Annotated in this window: 19 protein-coding genes; 17 read left to right on the forward strand and 2 right to left on the reverse strand. The window is 62.6% G+C overall.

Annotated elements, in window-relative coordinates; genetic code table 11:
- Positions 1-23 precede the first annotated feature (23 nt).
- Positions 24-971 (reverse strand): ACP S-malonyltransferase, encoded by a 948-nt coding sequence (fabD, locus tag ABCW43_RS04770; RefSeq protein WP_345922329.1) that lies wholly within the window; start codon positions 969-971, stop codon positions 24-26.
- Between the two features lie 165 nt (positions 972-1,136).
- Here fabD and ABCW43_RS04775 point away from each other — a divergent pair, with 165 nt between their 5' ends.
- From ABCW43_RS04775 to ABCW43_RS04845, 15 genes are all read left to right on the forward strand, one after another.
- A complete protein-coding gene (locus tag ABCW43_RS04775) occupies positions 1,137-2,183 on the forward strand; it encodes an aldo/keto reductase (RefSeq protein ID WP_345922330.1) in 1,047 nt (348 codons plus the stop codon).
- A 186-nt stretch (positions 2,184-2,369) separates the two neighbouring features.
- A complete protein-coding gene (locus ABCW43_RS04780) occupies positions 2,370-3,308 on the forward strand; it encodes an RTX toxin (protein WP_345922331.1) in 939 nt (312 codons plus the stop codon).
- Positions 3,309-3,629: 321 nt separating this feature from the next.
- On the forward strand, positions 3,630-4,109 hold the full coding sequence (gene rpsF, locus ABCW43_RS04785; RefSeq protein ID WP_038541657.1) for a 30S ribosomal protein S6: 480 nt from the start codon (positions 3,630-3,632) through the stop codon (positions 4,107-4,109).
- A 21-nt stretch (positions 4,110-4,130) separates the two neighbouring features.
- Positions 4,131-4,385 carry a 30S ribosomal protein S18 gene (rpsR, locus tag ABCW43_RS04790; RefSeq protein WP_007771634.1) on the forward strand — a complete coding sequence of 85 codons (255 nt, stop codon included), beginning with the start codon at positions 4,131-4,133 and terminating at the stop codon, positions 4,383-4,385.
- A gap of 160 nt (positions 4,386-4,545) precedes the next feature.
- Complete coding sequence (locus tag ABCW43_RS04795) at positions 4,546-5,535, forward strand: DUF2232 domain-containing protein (RefSeq protein WP_345922332.1); 990 nt, start codon at positions 4,546-4,548, stop codon at positions 5,533-5,535.
- A gap of 18 nt (positions 5,536-5,553) precedes the next feature.
- Positions 5,554-6,129 carry a 50S ribosomal protein L9 gene (gene rplI, locus ABCW43_RS04800; RefSeq protein ID WP_345922333.1) on the forward strand — a complete coding sequence of 192 codons (576 nt, stop codon included), beginning with the start codon at positions 5,554-5,556 and terminating at the stop codon, positions 6,127-6,129.
- A gap of 256 nt (positions 6,130-6,385) precedes the next feature.
- Entirely contained in the window at positions 6,386-7,882 is a 1,497-nt protein-coding gene (locus tag ABCW43_RS04805) for a replicative DNA helicase (RefSeq protein WP_037080796.1), read from the forward strand.
- A gap of 320 nt (positions 7,883-8,202) precedes the next feature.
- Positions 8,203-9,369 carry an alanine racemase gene (gene alr / locus ABCW43_RS04810; RefSeq protein ID WP_345922334.1) on the forward strand — a complete coding sequence of 389 codons (1,167 nt, stop codon included), beginning with the start codon at positions 8,203-8,205 and terminating at the stop codon, positions 9,367-9,369.
- Between the two features lie 66 nt (positions 9,370-9,435).
- Positions 9,436-9,693 (forward strand): type II toxin-antitoxin system ParD family antitoxin, encoded by a 258-nt coding sequence (locus ABCW43_RS04815; protein ID WP_345922335.1) that lies wholly within the window; start codon positions 9,436-9,438, stop codon positions 9,691-9,693.
- Between the two features lie 47 nt (positions 9,694-9,740).
- Positions 9,741-9,986 carry a type II toxin-antitoxin system RelE/ParE family toxin gene (locus tag ABCW43_RS04820; protein WP_345923342.1) on the forward strand — a complete coding sequence of 82 codons (246 nt, stop codon included), beginning with the start codon at positions 9,741-9,743 and terminating at the stop codon, positions 9,984-9,986.
- Between the two features lie 8 nt (positions 9,987-9,994).
- Positions 9,995-11,398 carry a DNA repair protein RadA gene (gene radA / locus ABCW43_RS04825; protein ID WP_345922336.1) on the forward strand — a complete coding sequence of 468 codons (1,404 nt, stop codon included), beginning with the start codon at positions 9,995-9,997 and terminating at the stop codon, positions 11,396-11,398.
- 104 nt (positions 11,399-11,502) lie between these two features.
- A complete protein-coding gene (locus ABCW43_RS04830) occupies positions 11,503-12,090 on the forward strand; it encodes a CvpA family protein (RefSeq protein ID WP_345922337.1) in 588 nt (195 codons plus the stop codon).
- Positions 12,091-12,244: 154 nt separating this feature from the next.
- Positions 12,245-13,747, forward strand: a complete 1,503-nt coding sequence (gene purF / locus ABCW43_RS04835; protein WP_345922338.1) for an amidophosphoribosyltransferase — start codon at positions 12,245-12,247, stop codon at positions 13,745-13,747.
- A 403-nt stretch (positions 13,748-14,150) separates the two neighbouring features.
- On the forward strand, positions 14,151-14,891 hold the full coding sequence (locus tag ABCW43_RS04840; RefSeq protein WP_345922339.1) for an SDR family NAD(P)-dependent oxidoreductase: 741 nt from the start codon (positions 14,151-14,153) through the stop codon (positions 14,889-14,891).
- A 24-nt stretch (positions 14,892-14,915) separates the two neighbouring features.
- Complete coding sequence (locus tag ABCW43_RS04845; protein WP_345922340.1) at positions 14,916-15,146, forward strand: hypothetical protein; 231 nt, start codon at positions 14,916-14,918, stop codon at positions 15,144-15,146.
- Between the two features lie 10 nt (positions 15,147-15,156).
- On the opposite strand, the gene ABCW43_RS04850 is transcribed toward ABCW43_RS04845, so the two are convergent.
- Positions 15,157-15,549, reverse strand: coding sequence for a low affinity iron permease family protein (locus tag ABCW43_RS04850; protein WP_345922341.1), 393 nt, complete (start codon positions 15,547-15,549; stop codon positions 15,157-15,159).
- Between the two features lie 179 nt (positions 15,550-15,728).
- Here ABCW43_RS04850 and ABCW43_RS04855 point away from each other — a divergent pair, with 179 nt between their 5' ends.
- Positions 15,729-16,109 (forward strand): hypothetical protein, encoded by a 381-nt coding sequence (locus ABCW43_RS04855; protein WP_345922342.1) that lies wholly within the window; start codon positions 15,729-15,731, stop codon positions 16,107-16,109.
- 207 nt (positions 16,110-16,316) lie between these two features.
- Positions 16,317-17,702: a cysteine--tRNA ligase gene (gene cysS, locus ABCW43_RS04860; protein WP_345922343.1), complete on the forward strand. Its 1,386-nt coding sequence runs from the start codon at positions 16,317-16,319 to the stop codon at positions 17,700-17,702.
- Positions 17,703-17,710: the final 8 nt, after the last annotated feature.

Consider the following 17,710-nt stretch of genomic DNA (forward strand, 5'->3'; position numbering starts at 1 on the left):
ATCCTATCCCTTCGATCCTATTATCAGCCGAGGATGGCTGTGAGCGCGGCGTCGATATCAGCCGGCGTGTTGACGGCAATGCCGGAGATATTCTTGTCGATGCGGCGGGCAAGCCCGGTCAGCACTTTTCCCGAGCCGATCTCGTAGAGGGTCGTCACGCCATTGGCGCCGAACCATTCCACCGTCTCGCGCCAACGCACCTGGCCGGTCACCTGGGTGACCAGCAGTGTGGCGATCTCCTCGGCATCGTAGACCGGCACGGCGCGCACGTTTGCGACGACCGGCACGACCGGGTTGTTCTTTTCCACCTTGTCGAGTGCGTGGCGCATGGCGTCAGCGGCCGGCGCCATCAGGTCGCTGTGAAAGGGTGCGGAGACCGGCAGCATGATGGCGCGCTTGGCGCCCTTTTCGGTCGCAAGCCCCGCTGCCTTCTCGACCGCCGCCTTGGAGCCGGAGATGACCAGTTGGCCGCCGCCATTGTCGTTGGCGATCTGGCAGACGCCGGCATCGCGCGCGGCAGCGCAGATGGCATCGACATCACCGTGCTCAAGCCCGATGATCGCCGCCATGGCGCCCTGCCCGACTGGAACCGCCGACTGCATCGCATCGCCACGGATGCGCAGCAGCCGTGCCGTATCGGCGAGCGAGAAGGTGCCGGCGGCGCAAAGAGCAGAGTATTCGCCAAGCGAATGGCCGGCGACGAAGGCCACCTTGTCGGCGAGCTTGAGGCCGCGCGCTTCCATGACCCGGATCGCCGCGACAGAGACGGCCATCAGCGCCGGCTGCGCATTGGCCGTCAGCGTCAGCGTCTCTTCCGGACCGTTCCACATGATGTCGGAGAGCTTCTGGCCGAGCGCCTCGTCAACTTCATCGAAGACGGCGCGAGCTTCCGGAAAGGCTTCCGCCAGATCCTTGCCCATGCCGACAGCCTGGCTGCCCTGGCCGGGGAACGTGAATGCGATGGTGCTCATGGGGATGATTTCCTTCCCTTATGTTTTGCCCTCTCCATTCACATTCCGGCCCGGAGAGTCAAGGGCGGCGCGGTTTTCGGGCCCTTTTCCGGCCTGTTGTCCCCTTGCGCTTCGTCAAATCACGCTTAGAGTGCCGCCGACTTTTTGAGGACGGGATCTGTCGGCATGAAATACAAGAAACTTGGGCGCACGGACCTCTCCGTGTCGGAAATCTGCCTTGGCACGATGACCTGGGGCACCCAGAATTCGCAAGCCGAAGCCCATGAGCAGATGGACTACGCGTTCGAGAACGGCGTCAACTTCTTCGACACCGCCGAACTCTATCCGACCACGCCGGTCAGTCCCGCCACCTATGGCCGCACCGAGGAATATATCGGCACGTGGCTGAAGAAGAACGCGGCCAAGCGCAAGGACCTGGTCCTCGCCACCAAGATCGCCGGCAGCGGCCGTCCGCATATCCGCGATGGGCGCGACATCGAGGCCGCCACCATCCGCCAGGCGGTCGATGCCAGCCTCAAGCGCCTGCAGACCGATTATCTCGATCTCTACCAGATCCACTGGCCGAACCGGGGCACATTCCATTTCCGCAATTCCTGGACCTTCGACGTTTCGCAGCAGGACCGCGACAAGGCGGCGGCCGAGATCGCCGAAATCCTCGAAACGCTCGGCGAGCTGGTGAAGGACGGCAAGCTGCGCGCCGTCGGCCTGTCCAACGAAAGCGCCTGGGGCGCGATGAAATATCTCCGCCTGTCGGAGAAGAAGGCCCTGCCGCGCATCGCCTCGCTGCAGAACGAATACAATCTCCTCTACCGGCACTTCGATCTCGACCTCGCCGAGGTCGCCCATCACGAGGATGTCGGGCTGATGGCCTATTCGCCGCTCGCCGCCGGTCTCCTCACCGGCAAGTACCAGAACGGCGCAAGGCCGGAAGGCTCGCGCGCGACGATCAACACCGATCTCGGCGGCCGCCTGACACCCTATCAGGAGCCGGCCGTAAAGGCCTATATCGAGGTCGCCGAAAAGCACGGCCTCGACCTCGCCCAGATGGCGCTCGCCTTCTGCCTGTCGCGCCCCTTCATGGCCGCAGCCATCATCGGCGCGACGTCGATGGCCCAGCTGAAGCACGACCTGGCCGCCGCCGACCTGACATTGTCGGACGAGGTGTTCGCTGATATCGCCAGAGTCCACCGACAGTATCCTATGCCGCTCTGATCTCGCGTCCCATGACCCGATCGAGGGATGCTCTGCGGCCGCAAAGCATCCCTTTTTCTTTACCAAACGCTTACCGCGCAAAGCGATGCCGCTGTCTCGCTACCCTGCTCTGCTATAAGCTGTTCTCAATCAATGTCCGGCATGATGGCGGCATGTGAAAGACGGGACCTGCGGCCTCAGTGCTGCATGCCGGAGGACAGAGCCATCACCAACATCACCAACTCGTTCTATCGGAACTCCAATGCAGGCGCTTATGCCTCGTTGCTGTTTTCCGGTTCGTCCATTTCGGCGAGTTCCTCTTCCAGCAGCGCCCAGGGTTTCACTTCGGGCAGCGCGGGCGGCATCGAGCCAGACACGCAGGGGCCGGCGCAGCGGGCGCTGGCGCGGATCGTCGAAATCCTGGCGCTCGGCAAGGCAGACGACACGTCCGAGGTGAATGTTAGCGAAAGCCTCGGCTATATCACCCACGCATCCGGCAGCGAAGGCGACGACAGCCTGACGATGACCGGCCGCGCCGTCTACAATGTCGATAGCGGCGCCGGTGACGATACGTTGAAGATCAAGACAGCTTCCGTCTCCGGCGTCGAGGCTGGCGATGGCGCCGACAAGATCGAGGCAAAGGCCACCCTTTTGCGTGCCATAAGCGGCGGCGGCGGCAAGGACGACATCCAGCTTGCAGGAAAGCTGGCGATGGAGATTTCGGGCGGCGACGGTGCCGACAGTATCCGGATCTCGGCCGAGACGATGACCGGCATCGACGGCGGCGAAGGCGACGATACGCTCTATCTCGAAGGACGCCGCATCTTTGCCTCGGGCGGCGCAGGCAATGACACCGTTACCATCCACCAGACCGGCAAACCGGCCGGCAAGGGCGTCGTCGAATACACGTTCGGCAAGAATGGCGGCCAGGACACGGTCGCCACGGATGGGCCGATCTCGCTGCGCTTCGACGGTTATTTCGAGAAGGATGTCAGCATTTCGATCAAGGACAATGTGCTGACAGCCTCCATCAAGGGCTCCGACGACAAGATCACGGTGACGCTCGACGAAAAGACGCTGAAGAACGGTGGGCTGTCCTATGGCTTCACCTTCGACAAAGGGCAGACCATCCTCAAGATCGGTTGATCCGCGCTTCACGGACGATCGCAGGCGGGCCGGGCTTAGGCAGCGCTCGTTGAATGCATTCGATGAGCCCCTTGCCATCTCGCCAAAAATCCGTATAAGCGCGCTGTTCGCAACACCCGGTCTTCTGGCTGGTGGCTGAACGGAGGGCAGGTTCGCCGCAAGGCAAGCCGCAGGGACCACAGGGTCCAAGCCTCCCGTGTCTCCGCTCTCGACCGTCTCGATACAACACTTTTCTTGCCTGGGTTCGCCCGTTCAGGAGCAGTCGTTGAGGCTTAGCCGCCGAGGTCCGGGTAGACAACCGCAAGAAAAGGCAAAGCTTACATGGCTCTTTACGAACACGTATTCCTTGCCCGGCAGGATATGTCCGCTCAGCAGGTTGATGCCCTCGTCGAACAGTACAAGGGCGTCATCGAAGCTAACGGCGGCAAAGTCGGGCGCATTGAAAACTGGGGCCTCAAGTCCCTCACCTACCGCATCAACAAGAACCGCAAGGCTCACTACGCGCTGATGGACATCGATGCACCGGCTCCGGCCGTGCACGAGATGGAACGCCAGATGCGCATCAACGAAGACGTTCTTCGCTACATGACGATCGCCGTCGAGAAGCATGAAGAAGGTCCGTCGGCAATGATGCAGAAGCGCGACCGTGACGACCGTCCGCGCCGCGATGGCGACGACCGTGGCCCGCGCCGCGAATTCGGCGACCGCCCGCCGCGCCGCGAAGGCGGCTTCGGCGACCGTCCGGACCGTGGTCCGCGTGAAGGCGGCTTCGAGCGCCGTCCGCGCGAAGACCGTGCGTAATAGAGGCTAAGGAGAAAAATCATGGCTGACGTATCATCCTCTTCCTCCCAGGCACGCCGTCCGTTCCATCGCCGCCGCAAGACCTGCCCGTTCTCGGGCGCCAATGCGCCGAAGATTGACTACAAGGACGTACGCCTCCTGCAGCGCTACATTTCCGAGCGCGGCAAGATCGTTCCCTCGCGCATCACGGCCGTTTCCCAGAAGAAGCAGCGCGAACTCGCCCAGGCGATCAAGCGCGCCCGCTTCCTCGGCCTGCTGCCCTACGTCGTAGCGTAATTTCCGAATACCGGACCCGCTGATTAAGAGTCAGCGGGTCTATCCCTTTCGCGATGGGCGCGGATCGGAACCTCTAAAACCCCATGTTGGGGATGAAGCGCCTGAGAGATCGATTCAGGACTTGTCCCCTAACTGCTTCAAAAAGCAGGACAGCGAGACCGTGACGACCAAGATACAGACAGTGCTGCCCACCGGCATTCTTGCCGGCATAGCCGCCACCCTGCTCGTGCTGGGTGCGAATGCACAGCTGTCTTTTGCGTCCTTGCTTTACGCCGCCTCCTCGCTTCCGATCTTCATCGCCGGTCTCGGCTGGGGCAATCGCGCCGCCGTCATCGGCATCGTGACCGCCGCTGTTCTCGGCGCCATCCTCGTCTCGCCGATGTTTGCGGTCGCCATGGCGGTGTTCACGCTGATCCCGGCGGGCTGGCTGTCGCATCTCGCCAACCTGGCGCGCCCCGCTTCCGAACTCGGCGGCCCGGACAACCTGATGGCCTGGTACCCGATCTCGGATATCCTCCTGCATCTGTGCGGCCTCGTGACAATCGCCGTCATCGCGCTCGGAGTTGCGATCGGCTACGGCCCGGAACTTACCGACCAGATGGTCGATGCGATGACCGCCGCCCTGCAGGCCCAGGAACCCGCCTTCACGCCGGAACCGGCGGGCATGGCGCAGACAAAGGCGCTCTTGGTGCTGATGCTGCCGCTCGTCCAGGGCGGCGTCTGGGTAACGCTACTGTTTGCCGCCTTCTACATCGCCGTGCGCATCGTCTCGCGCTCCGGCCGCGCCTTGCGTCCGCGCGAGGATATGCCCTCGGCACTCCGGATGAACCGGCACGCGATCTTCATCTTCCTTGGCGGCATCGTGCTCGCCTTCCTCGGCGGCGTGCCGGCGATGATCGGCGCCACCATCTGCGGCACGTTCGGCGCCGGCTTCCTGATGGCGGGTTTCGCCTCCTTGCACTTCCGCAGCCTCGGCAAGGACTGGCGCATCCCGGCCCTCGTCCTCTGCTACCTCTCTTCCGTACTTGTCCTGCCGGCGATCGCGATCCTCATCCTGGGGCTCTCCGACACCAGGCGGACGATCGCGCTGACCCCGCTGAAGGGCGGCGCGAGCCCCGATAACAAAACCACCGACAACAAGATTGACTGATCGAAAGGAAACCTAACCATGCAAGTCATTCTGCTTGAACGCGTACCGAAGCTCGGCCAGATGGGCGAAACCGTCAAGGTCCGCGACGGCTTTGCCCGTAACTACCTCCTGCCGCTCGGCAAGGCTCTGCGTTCCAACGAAGCCAACAAGAAGCGTTTCGAAGCCGAGCGCGCCACACTCGAAGCCCGTAACCTCGAGCGCAAGGGCGAAGCCGCCAAGGTCGCCGAAGTTCTCGACGGCAAGTCCTTCGTGGTCGTGCGCGCCGCCGGCGAAACCGGCCAGCTCTACGGCTCGGTCGCTGCCCGCGACATCGTCGATGCGCTGGCTGCCGAAGGCTTCACCATCGGCCGCAACCAGGTCGACCTCAACACGCCGATCAAGGAAATCGGCCTGCACAAGGTCTCCCTGCACCTGCATGCGGAAGTCGAAGTTTCGGTTCAGCTGAACGTCGCCCGCTCGGCGGAAGAAGCTGAACGCCAGTCCCAGGGCGAAAGCCTCACCTCGGCCGACGCCATTTACGGCGTCGACGAAGATGCCCTGCGTCCGGAAGACTTCTTCGATCCGGAAGCCGACGGCGTCGGCGACGACGAATAATCGTCGTCTTTCCGAAGACGTTTCAAAGAGCGCCCGGGCTGACAAGGTCCGGGCGTTTTTTTGTCTATGTTCAGCGTGTAGGATGAAGCTTCGCGCCAACGATTCGCCGATTGCCACAGTCAAACGGATTCGTGCCGTTTTCCGTAATTTTGTAAGCAGCCTGTGAATCACTGTGTGTAGCGAACTGAATCATTTCAGGACGCCTCGCAACCCGTTAGAACCGACGGCTTGGCAGCAGGACAGAACGGAAAAGACCATGAACGACGCAGTACGCAAGCTCGCCAACATCCAGCCGGCAGAGCCGCATTACCGCGAAGCCCCGAACAATATCGAGGCCGAACAGGCGCTTCTCGGCGCGATCCTGGTCAATAACGACGCCTATTACCGCGTCTCCGACTTCCTGAAGCCCGTCCATCTCTACGAGCCGCTGCACCGAAAGATCTTCGAGGTTGCCGGCGATATCATCCGCATGGGCAAGACCGCCAACCCGGTGACGATCAAGACCTTCCTGCCCGCCGACGACAAGGTCGGCGACCTGACGGTGGCGCAGTATCTCGCGCGCCTTGCCTCCGAAGCCGTGTCGATCATCAACGCGGAAGACTACGGCCGGGCGATCTACGACCTGGCGCTGCGCCGCGCGCTGATCACCATCGGCGAGGACATGGTCAACATCGCCTTCGACGCGCCACTCGACATGCCGCCGCAGACGCAGATCGAGGATACCGAGCGCCGGCTGTTCGAGCTCGCAGAAAACGGCCGCTATGACGGCGGTTTCCAGTCGTTCAACGATGCGGTGGCGCTTGCCATCGACATGGCCGGCCAGGCATTCGAGCGCGACGGCCATCTCTCCGGCATCTCGACCGGCATCATGTCGCTCGACAGCAAGATGGGCGGGCTGCAGCGTTCCGACTTGATCGTGCTTGCGGGACGCCCCGGCATGGGCAAGACTTCGCTTGCCACCAACATCGCCTATAATATCGCCGCCTCCTACGAGCCTGAAGTCCAGCCGGACGGTTCGTTCAAGGCCAAGAACGGCGGCGTCGTCGGCTTCTACTCGCTCGAAATGTCGGCCGAACAGCTCGCCACCCGTATCATTTCCGAGCAGACGGAAGTCTCGTCCTCGAAGATCCGCCGCGGCGACATCACCGAGGCGGATTTCGAAAAGCTCGTCGCCTGCAGCCAGATGATGCAAAAGGTGCCTCTTTTCATCGACCAGACCGGCGGTATCTCGATCGCCCAGCTTTCCGCCCGCGCCCGCCGCCTGAAGCGCCAGCGCGGCCTCGACTGCCTGGTGGTCGACTATATCCAGCTGATGACCGGCTCGGGCAAATCCGGCGAGAACCGCGTCCAGGAAATCACCCAGATCACCACCGGCCTGAAAGCGCTCGGCAAAGAACTGAACGTGCCGATCATCGCGCTGTCGCAGCTCTCGCGCCAGGTGGAAAGCCGCGACGACAAACGTCCGCAGCTCTCCGACCTTCGCGAATCGGGCTCGATCGAGCAGGACGCCGACGTGGTGCTCTTCGTGTTCCGCGAGGAATATTACGTCAAGAACATGGAACCCCGCGATATCGCCGACCCGAAATATCCCGAATGGGAAGTGCTGATGGACAAGGTCAAGGGCACGGCGGACGTGATCATCGCCAAGCAGCGCCACGGACCGACCGGCACCGTCAAGCTCGCCTTCCAGTCGGAATACACCCGCTTCGCCGATTTGGCCGACCCGAGCTTTACGCAATACGAAGAGCATTGATGGGGCGGGCGCATTCTCTCTTCTCCCGGCGGGGAGAAGATGCCCGAAGGGCAGATGAGGGGGGACTTGCGGCAAACTCGACCTATTGTGGCTGCCCCCTCATCCGGCTGCCGCCACCTTCTCCCCGCTGGGGAGAAGAGACATGCCGCGCCGTTCTTCCCTATGAACTCTCGCATGCCGATTTCGATCTGCGCAGCGTTGCCTGACTTCCCGACGGCCTAAAAGATTGTGCAGCGCGAAGGATTTTGCGGACGTGGTCTTTTTCCTGCCTTCGAAACCGGTAGGATCGTTGCAACCGTCCTCCTGCCTTACGAGCCGACATGACCGATTTCGACAGTGAGCTTTCCTATCCCGACGATTTCGATATCGCGCCCGTCCGGCTGACGGTCGATCTGGGTGCGCTTGCCGACAATTGGCGGGAGATGGCGCGGCGTTCGGGAACGGCGCGGGCGGCGGCCGTCGTCAAGGCCGATGCCTACGGGCTCGGGCTCGAGGATTGCGGCATCACGCTTTACGAGGCCGGCGCCCGCGATTTCTTCGTCGCCGTGGCGCGGGAAGGCGTGACGCTGCGTGCCTATGCGCCCGATGCGCGCATCTATGTTCTCTCCGGCATCTGGCCTGGCCAGGAGGCGATGTTCTTCGAACATGACCTGGTGCCGGTTCTGGCCTCGGAAGAACAACTCGCCTTCTGGATGTCGGTGACATCGGAATATGGCGACCACCCCTGTGCGCTGCAGGTGGATACCGGCTTCAATCGGCTCGGCCTTCCGCTTGAGGATGCCATCGCCTTTGCCGACGACGTGTCGCGGCCGGCAAGCTTCTCGCCGGTGCTGGTACTGTCGCATCTCCACAGCGGCGACACGCCCTCCTCGCCCCTCAACCGGAAACAGCTTTCAGCTTTCCAGAAGGTCGCGGAGGCTTTCGAAGGCATCGAAACAAGCCTCTCGGCCTCCGCCGGTATCTTTTTAGGCCCGGACTATCATTTCGATCTCACCCGTCCCGGTATCGCGCTTTACGGCGGCGAGGCGGTGGTCGGCGTGCAGAACCCGATGAAGCCGGTCGTCAAGGCGGAAGCCCGCATCATCCAGATCCGCGACGGAAAGAAGGGGGAGACGGTGAGCTATGGCGGAACCTACCAGCTCTCCCGCGACAGCCGGCTGGCGATCGTGTCCGCGGGCTATGCGGACGGCTACAGCCGAGCACTCTCCGGCTCCGGCGTGCCGCTGCGCCAGACGGTCGCCCAGGGCGGCTTCGGCTTCGTCGCCGGCCGCAAGGTTCCGGTCATCGGCCGCATCACCATGGACCTGACGATCTTCGACGTCACCGACATCCCGACATCGGAGATCCAGGCCGGCGACTATGTCGAACTGTTCGGCCCGAACATAGCCGTCGACGACGTTGCCCGTAACGCCGGCACGATCGGCTACGAACTGCTGACCAGCCTCGGTCTGCGCTATGAGCGGCGTTATCTTTATCCCGACGACTGATCGGCATCCGCTTGCCTCTTGGAAGCGGAAATCCCTCGTGCTATACGAGAACAAAAGGAGATCGAAATGACCGAGATCCATCTCAGCGAACAGCACAAGGCCTTCATTGACCAACAGGTCAAAACCGGGGCCTACAAGGATGCCGACGAAGTCATCGCCGCCGGATTGCAGCGGCTTGGGAGCGAAACAGAACTGCTGCAGCAAATGATTGCCGAGGCGGACGCTCAGTTCGAACGGGGGGAGTATCTCACGTTCACCACCGCCGATGCCCTGGCTGATTCCGTCATCGAGCGGGGGATGCGGCTATTAAACCGAAAGAGCTGATCTACTCTCCTCTCGCCGATCAGGATCTCCTCAATATCTTCCTTTATATCGCCAGCCACGATCCGGTCGCGGCGTCCCACTTTGTCCGCGACCTTGTACGAAAGATGGAATGGATCGCGTTGAGCGGCTTTCCGGGCGTTCCCCGTGATGAACTGTCACCGGGATTGAAGGCTCTCCCCTACCGCCGAAGATGCATCTACTTCCGTACGGACGAGAAGACGGTGCGCATTCTCCGCGTCCTGCACGGCCACCAGAACGTCGCCCCCGACGATTTCACGACAAGCGAAACCTGAAATTTCCCATGGCAAAATCCAAAACCCAATTCGTGTGCCAGAACTGCGGCACGGTGCATAACCGCTGGGCCGGCAAGTGTGACGGTTGCGGCGAGTGGAACACCATCATTGAAGACGACATGATGGGCGGCATTGGCGGAGGCCCCGGCAAGGTGCCGAAGAAGGGCCGTGCCGTGGCGCTCACCACGCTGTCGGGGGAGACCGAGGAAGCGCCGCGGATCTTCACCGGCATTTCCGAACTCGACCGGGCGACCGGGGGCGGGTTCGTACGCGGTTCGGCGGTGCTCGTCGGCGGCGATCCGGGCATCGGCAAGTCGACGCTGCTGATGCAGGCGGCGGCCGCGCTTTCCCGCCGCAGCCACCGGATCATCTATGTCTCAGGCGAAGAGGCGGTGGCGCAGGTGCGGCTGCGTGCCCAGCGCCTCGATGCCGCCAATACAGAGGTACTGCTCGCCGCCGAGACCAATGTCGAGGACATTCTCGCCACGATCGGCGAAGGCAAGCGTCCCGACCTCGTCATTATCGATTCGATCCAGACGCTGTGGAGCGACACGGCCGATTCGGCGCCGGGCACCGTCACCCAGGTGCGCACCGGCGTGCAGGCGATGATCCGGTTCGCCAAGCAGACGGGCGCCGCCATGGTTCTCGTTGGCCACGTCACCAAGGAAGGCCAGATCGCCGGCCCGCGCGTCGTCGAGCACATGGTCGATGCAGTCCTCTATTTCGAGGGGGACCGCGGCCACCACTATCGCATCCTGCGTACCGTCAAGAACCGGTTTGGACCGACCGACGAGATCGGCGTCTTCGAAATGTCCGACAAGGGGCTTCGCGAGGTCACCAATCCGTCCGAACTTTTCCTCGGCGAGCGCAATTCGAAATCGCCGGGGGCCGCCGTCTTTGCCGGCATGGAGGGCACGCGACCCGTTCTGGTCGAGGTGCAGGCGCTGGTCGCGCCGACCTCGCTCGGCACCCCGCGCCGCGCCGTGGTCGGATGGGATTCGTCGCGCCTGTCGATGATTCTCGCGGTCCTGGAGGCCCATTGCGGCGTCAAGCTCGGACAGCACGACGTCTATCTCAACGTCGCCGGCGGTTACCGGATCACCGAGCCTGCGGCAGACCTTGCGGTCGCTTCCGCGCTGGTGTCGTCGCTGGCCGGTCTTGCCCTGCCGGCCGATTGCGTCTATTTCGGCGAAATCAGCCTCTCGGGGGCGGTGCGGCCGGTTTCGCAGACCGCCCAACGCCTTAAGGAAGCTGAGAAACTTGGTTTTGCAGGAGCGATGCTGCCGGCCACGTCCGCGGAGGTGCCGAAAGGCGCGAATGGACGCTGGGTGACGATCGAGGACCTGCCGGACCTTGTGTCACGCATCGCCGGTTCCGCTTCCAAGCTGAGGCAAACGCCGGAAGATGATTGATCTTCCGTTAACAAGCCCGCTGATGTATGACGGCTGCGGTAAGGCGGGGCGCCGGGCTTGAAGCCGGCAAGTCTTGAAGTCGGCAAGTCTGGAGTAGATCATATATGCCCATCACGATTTTCGACGGTATCGTCATCGGTGTGACGCTGTTTTCCGCCGTGCTCGCCATGGTTCGCGGTTTTTCGCGAGAGGTGCTGTCGATCGCAAGCTGGGCGGGTTCAGTCGCCGCCGCTTATTACCTCTACCCGCTGGTTCTGCCCTATGTGAAGCCTCACCTCAGTGACGAGCGCATCGCGATCGCAGCTTCCGCCGGCGCCATCTTCATCATCGCGTTGATCGTCATCTCGTTCATCACCACGCGGATCGCCGATTTCATCATCGACAGCCGCATCGGTGCGCTCGACCGCACGCTCGGCTTCCTGTTCGGCGCTGCCCGCGGCATCCTGCTGCTCGTCGTCGCCGTCGCATTCTGGAACTGGCTGGTGGCGGCCAACGCCCAGCCGACCTGGGTGACGCAGGCGAAATCAAAGCCGTTCCTCGATACGCTGGTCGCCCGCCTCGAAGCCGTGCTGCCCGCCGATATCGAGCCGCAGATCCGCGCTCGCATCCTCGGCCGCGAGGCCACACCAACCGATGGCGCCCCGGCTCAGGATCAACCGACGGCAGACGACGCGCCTGCGACAAATAATTGACGCGATCTTGCGCTTGATGCAGCGCAAAACGTCACCATTTGTGGTATCATTCGCATTCAAGTGAAAAACAGGCTGGTTTCCGGGGAGGTTCTTCCCGGCCGGCCTTTCCATTTTTCCGACAGGGACAGGTTGTCCAAAGGGATAAGGGGCCAAGATGAATCAGCCGGTTTCCGAGACGTTCGCCGAAGACAGCGTCAATGAATGGGATGGCGATACGCTGCATGAAGAATGCGGCGTGTTCGGCATTCTCGGCCATCCCGAGGCCGCGACGCTGACGGCGCTCGGGCTGCACGCCCTGCAGCATCGCGGCCAGGAGGCAGCCGGCATCGTCTCGTTCGACGGATTGCGCTTCCATTCGGAACGCCGCATGGGCCTCGTCGGAGACCATTATACCGATCCCGTTACGCTCGCCCGACTGCCCGGCAATATCGCGATTGGCCACAACCGTTATTCGACCACCGGCGAAGTGGCGCTGCGCAACGTCCAGCCGCTGTTTGCCGAACTGGAAGTCGGCGGCATCGCGGTTGCCCATAACGGCAATTTCACCAACGGCCTGACCCTGCGCCGGCAGTTGATCGCCGGGGGCGCCATCTGTCAGTCGACGTCCGATACCGAGGTCGTCCTGCACCTCATTGCCCGCTCCCGCTATTCGTCGACCGCGGACCGGTTCATCGATGCGATCCGGCAGATGGAGGGTGGCTATTCGATGCTCGCCGTCACCCGCACCAAGCTGATCGCCGCCCGCGACCCCACCGGCATCCGCCCGCTGGTCATGGGCGAACTCGACGGCAAGCCGATCTTCGCGTCTGAAACCTGCGCGCTCGACATCATCGGCGCCAAGTTCGTCCGCGACGTGGAGAACGGCGAAGTCATCATCTGCGAAATCCAGCCGGACGGCTCTATCTCGATCGACGCCCGCAAGGCCGGCAACGGCCAGACCGAACGGCTCTGCCTGTTCGAATATGTCTATTTCGCCCGTCCCGATTCCGTCGTCGGCGGCCGTAGCGTCTATGTCGCCCGCAAGAACATGGGCATCAACCTCGCCAAGGAAGCCCCGGTCGAGGCCGACGTCGTCGTGCCGGTGCCGGATGGCGGCACGCCGGCCGCGCTCGGTTACGCACAGGAAAGCGGTATTCCGTTCGAATACGGCATCATCCGCAACCACTATGTCGGGCGCACCTTCATCGAGCCGACCCAGCAGATCCGCGCCTTCGGCGTCAAGCTCAAGCATTCCGCCAACCGGGCGATGATCGAGGGCAAGCGCGTCGTGCTGGTCGATGATTCGGTGGTGCGCGGTACCACGTCGCTGAAGATCGTCCGGATGATCCGCGATGCCGGCGCCAAGGAAGTGCATCTGCGCGTCGCCAGCCCGATGATCTTCTATCCGGACTTCTACGGCATCGACACGCCGGATCGCGACAAGCTGCTCGCCAACCAGTACGACAGCCTGGAAGCCATGTGCCGCTATATCGGCGCGGATTCGCTGGAATTCCTGTCGATCAACGGCCTCTACCGCGCCGTCGGCGGCGAAGACCGCAACAACGCCCGCCCGCAATTCACCGACCATTATTTCACGGGCGACTATCCCACCCGCCTGCTCGACAAGGACGGCGAGACGATGGGCCGCAAGGTTTCGGTACTGGCCAGCAACGGCTGACGCGAGCTTCTCCCGAAGCTGAAATCAAAGGTCGAGCAAGCTCGCCCCTCTGCCCTGCCGGGCATCTCCCCCACAGGTGGGGAGATCGGCTGGGAGCCTGCTCACGGCCCTGCATTGAGCGTCACACCCTTCGCAGCAGTGCTTTGTAGGCGGGGATCGTGCCGCTTGTAATCTCCCCACCTGTGGGGGAGATGCCCGGCAGGGCAGAGGGGGGCTGGCTGGCTCGACGCTTATTGGCGCGGCTCTCCGAATGACGACCCCCTCCCGCGCAAGGACTTGCGCGCACTGGATCCCTGTGACAAGCACAGGGATGAGGGAGATTGAGGCCGGGCTGGTGCAAAGAAGCAGCCGCCTCCTCCGCAGAGATATCGGCGTGCGCATCGCATTTTGAGGGCGGAAAATCATGACTATCGATCTGAAGGGCAGGATCGCGCTGGTGACCGGCGCGTCGCGGGGCATCGGATATTTCACGGCGCTGGCGCTCGCAAAAGCCGGCGCGCATGTGATTGCCACCGCGCGCACCGTCGGCGGCCTGGAAGATCTCGACGACGCGATCAAGGCGGCCGGCGGCACCGCCACGCTGGTTCCCTTCGACATCACTGATATGCAGGCCGTCGACAAGCTCGGCGCCTCGATCTTCGAGCGCTGGGGCAAGCTCGACATCCTGGTTGCCAATGCCGGCATCCTCGGCGTCATCTCGCCGCTCGGCCATATCGAGGCAAAGGTGTTCGACAAGGTGATGCTGACCAATGTCACCGCCACCTGGCGGCTGATCCGCTCGGTCGAGCCGCTCCTGACCAAATCCGATGCCGGCCGGGCGATCATCATGTCGTCGGGCGTCGCCTCCAAGGCGCCGGCCTTCTGGGGCGCCTATTCGATCTCAAAGGCTGCGGTCGAGAACATGGCCCGCATCTGGGCCGCCGAGACCGAGCACACGCCGCTCAAGGTCAACATCGTCAATCCCGGCGCCACGCGCACGGCGATGCGCGCCCAGGCGGTGCCCGGCGAAGACCCGGAAACCCTGCCGCATCCCTCGGAAATCGCCGAAAAGATCCTCTTCCTCGCCTCCCCCGACCTCCAGGACACCGGCCGCCTCTTCGTCGTGCGCGACAACAAGTTCGTGGATTTTCGCGCACCGGAATAGAAGCAATCCACCAAGGCATGAGGCTTGCGTTCGACATTGCAACCGCACCTTACCGACGAGCAGAGAGAACAGGCGACGGCAACCGCCAATCTGGTCGCCGCGGCGATGGCCCGCCTTCACCGCGAGCATGGCGACGCTGCCGTCATGGAGGCGATGCGGCTGATCAGCTCCGCCATGACCGACGACGCACGGCGCAAATCCATCGCCCAGGCCCTGCTCGACAACGGCAATCCCCCCACCGACAAAGGACGCTGAGGCGGCCGCCTCAGGTGCCCTCTGCCTCCTGATCCAGCGCCTTGGCACGGCGCTGCAGACTTTCGCTGAGCTTGCGAAGCTGTTTCTCGTCCAGTTTTTCAATGCCGATAAACTCGTTGGCGGCCTGGCTGGACAGGATCAGTTCGTCAAGCTTCGCCTGGACCGCCTCGCCATCCCTGTTCTGGGAATTTTGAAGAACAAAGACCATCAAGAAGGTGATGATCGTCGTGCCAGTATTGACCACCAGCTGCCAGGTTTCCGAGAATCCGAAGAACGGCCCGGTGACGCCCCAGATGACGATCAACACGACGGCCGCAACGAACGTGACCGGTTTTCCAGACCAGGAGGAGATGGCGCTCGAGAACATTTCGAAAACGTTGTGATGTCTATCCTGGCTGGCCATTTCGGTATCCATCCGATTGGTGGAATTCGTGCCCATCAACGTGCGAAGCCCATGTTTTGATCCCGGTGGCGCATCAACGGCAGCCCGGGAGATACCCCCATGTATGAAAATCGGATTTTCCGCTATACTGGGCGTCCTGCGATAGGGCGCAGGAACTTCATATTTCGGGGGACAATCTGATGAGAAACATCGCTTTCTATTTCTTCGGCGCAGCCGTGCTCTGTGTCACCGCCGGCATGTTCTGGGGCATTCAGATGGCAATCTCCGGCGACCATCTGATGGCGCCGGCGCATGCGCATCTGAACCTGGTCGGCTGGACGACGATGGGGATTTTCGGCCTCTATTACACCGTGACGCCCTCAGCGGCCGACACCCTGCTGTCGAAGGTCCATCTCGGCTTTGCGGTTCTCGGCGTCCTCTGTCTCGTACCGGGCATCGCGATGGCGGTGTCCTCGGGCGGCGAGGCGCTGGCCGCGATCGGCTCGATCCTCACCGCCATCTCGATGCTGATCTTCCTGTTCACGGTCGCCAGGAACGGCATCGGCGCCAAGACGGCATAGGGCCGATTTCGGAGGTCCGGCGCGGGTAAAGCCCACTTGACCAAATGGCTTGCCCGCGCCATAAACACTTCCATGAAAACGGCGATTTCCATTTGTGGGATCATTATCCGCTAGCGTTCGCGCTGGCCCGGCCGTTTTCGTCTCTCGAAAAGCCTTGAAGACAAACGACCCGGTCCGGCCGGCACCTTGTTGTCGGGAGATTTTTCGATGAGCATTCCGCTCAGGTTCTACAATACGCTGACCCGTGAAAAGACGGCGTTCGCGCCGATCGATCCCCAGAACGTACGCATGTATGTCTGCGGCCCGACGGTCTATGACTATGCCCATATCGGCAATGCCCGACCGGCCATCGTCTTCGATGTGCTGTTCCGGCTGCTTCGCCATGTCTATGGCGAAGCTCACGTCACCTATGCCCGCAACATCACCGACGTCGACGACAAGATCAACGCGCGGGCGCTGCGCGACCATCCCGGCCTGCCGCTCAACGAGGCGATCCGTCTCGTCACGGAAAAGACCGAGACGCAGTATCACGAGGACATTGCCCTGCTGGGCAACCTGGAGCCGACCGTCGAGCCGCGCGCCACCGACACGATTGCCGAGATGATCGAGATCATCGAGAAGCTGATCGGCAACGGCCATGCCTATGTCGCAAAGGGCGAAGTGCTGTTCGACACCAAGTCGATGGCGGATTACGGCCAGCTTTCCAAGCGCCCGCTCGACGAGCAGCAGGCGGGCGCCCGCGTCGCCGTCGATGCGCACAAGAAAAACTCGGCCGATTTCGTGTTGTGGAAACTCTCCTCCCACAACGAACCCGGCTGGGAAAGCCCTTGGGGCCGCGGCCGGCCGGGCTGGCATATCGAGTGCTCGGCGATGAGCCGGCGTTATCTCGGCGAGGAGTTCGACATCCATGGCGGCGGGCTGGACCTGATCTTCCCGCACCATGAGAACGAGATCGCCCAGTCGCGCTGCGCCCATGGCACGGAAGTGATGGCGAATGTCTGGATGCATAACGGCTTCGTGCAGGTCGAGGGCCGCAAGATGTCGAAGTCCGAGGGCAATTTCATCACCATCTACGACCTGCTGCACACCGAAAAATTCGGTGGCCGCCAGTGGCCGGGCGAGGTGCTGAGGCTTGCCATGCTGATGACCCACTACCGCGAGCCGATCGACTTTTCGGTGAAGCGGCTGGAAGAGGCAGAACGCCTTCTCGCCAAGTGGCCGGCGGCGGAAGCCTCCGGCGTGGTTCCCTGCGATACCGTGATCAACGCGCTTGCCGACGACCTCAACACGGTCGCCGCCGTTCAGGCGCTGCACGCCCTGGCGCAGGACGCCCACGGCGACCCGGAGGCACTTGCGGTGTTTGCCGCCAGCGCCGCGTTTCTCGGCGTACTGCCTGAGAAAACCGAGGTCGACGAGGCACTGGCGTCCGCCGTCGACGCGCTGGTCGCCCTGCGTCTCGAAATGCTGAAGGCGAAGAATTTCGCCGAAGCCGACAAGATCCGCAACGAACTGTCGGACAAGGGCATCCAGCTGAAGGACGGCAAGGACCCGGCGACGGGCGAGAGGGTGACGACCTGGGAGGTGAAGCGGTAAGCTTCACC

This window comes from Neorhizobium tunisiense (assembly GCF_039631515.1).
Classification (GTDB): domain Bacteria; phylum Pseudomonadota; class Alphaproteobacteria; order Rhizobiales; family Rhizobiaceae; genus Neorhizobium.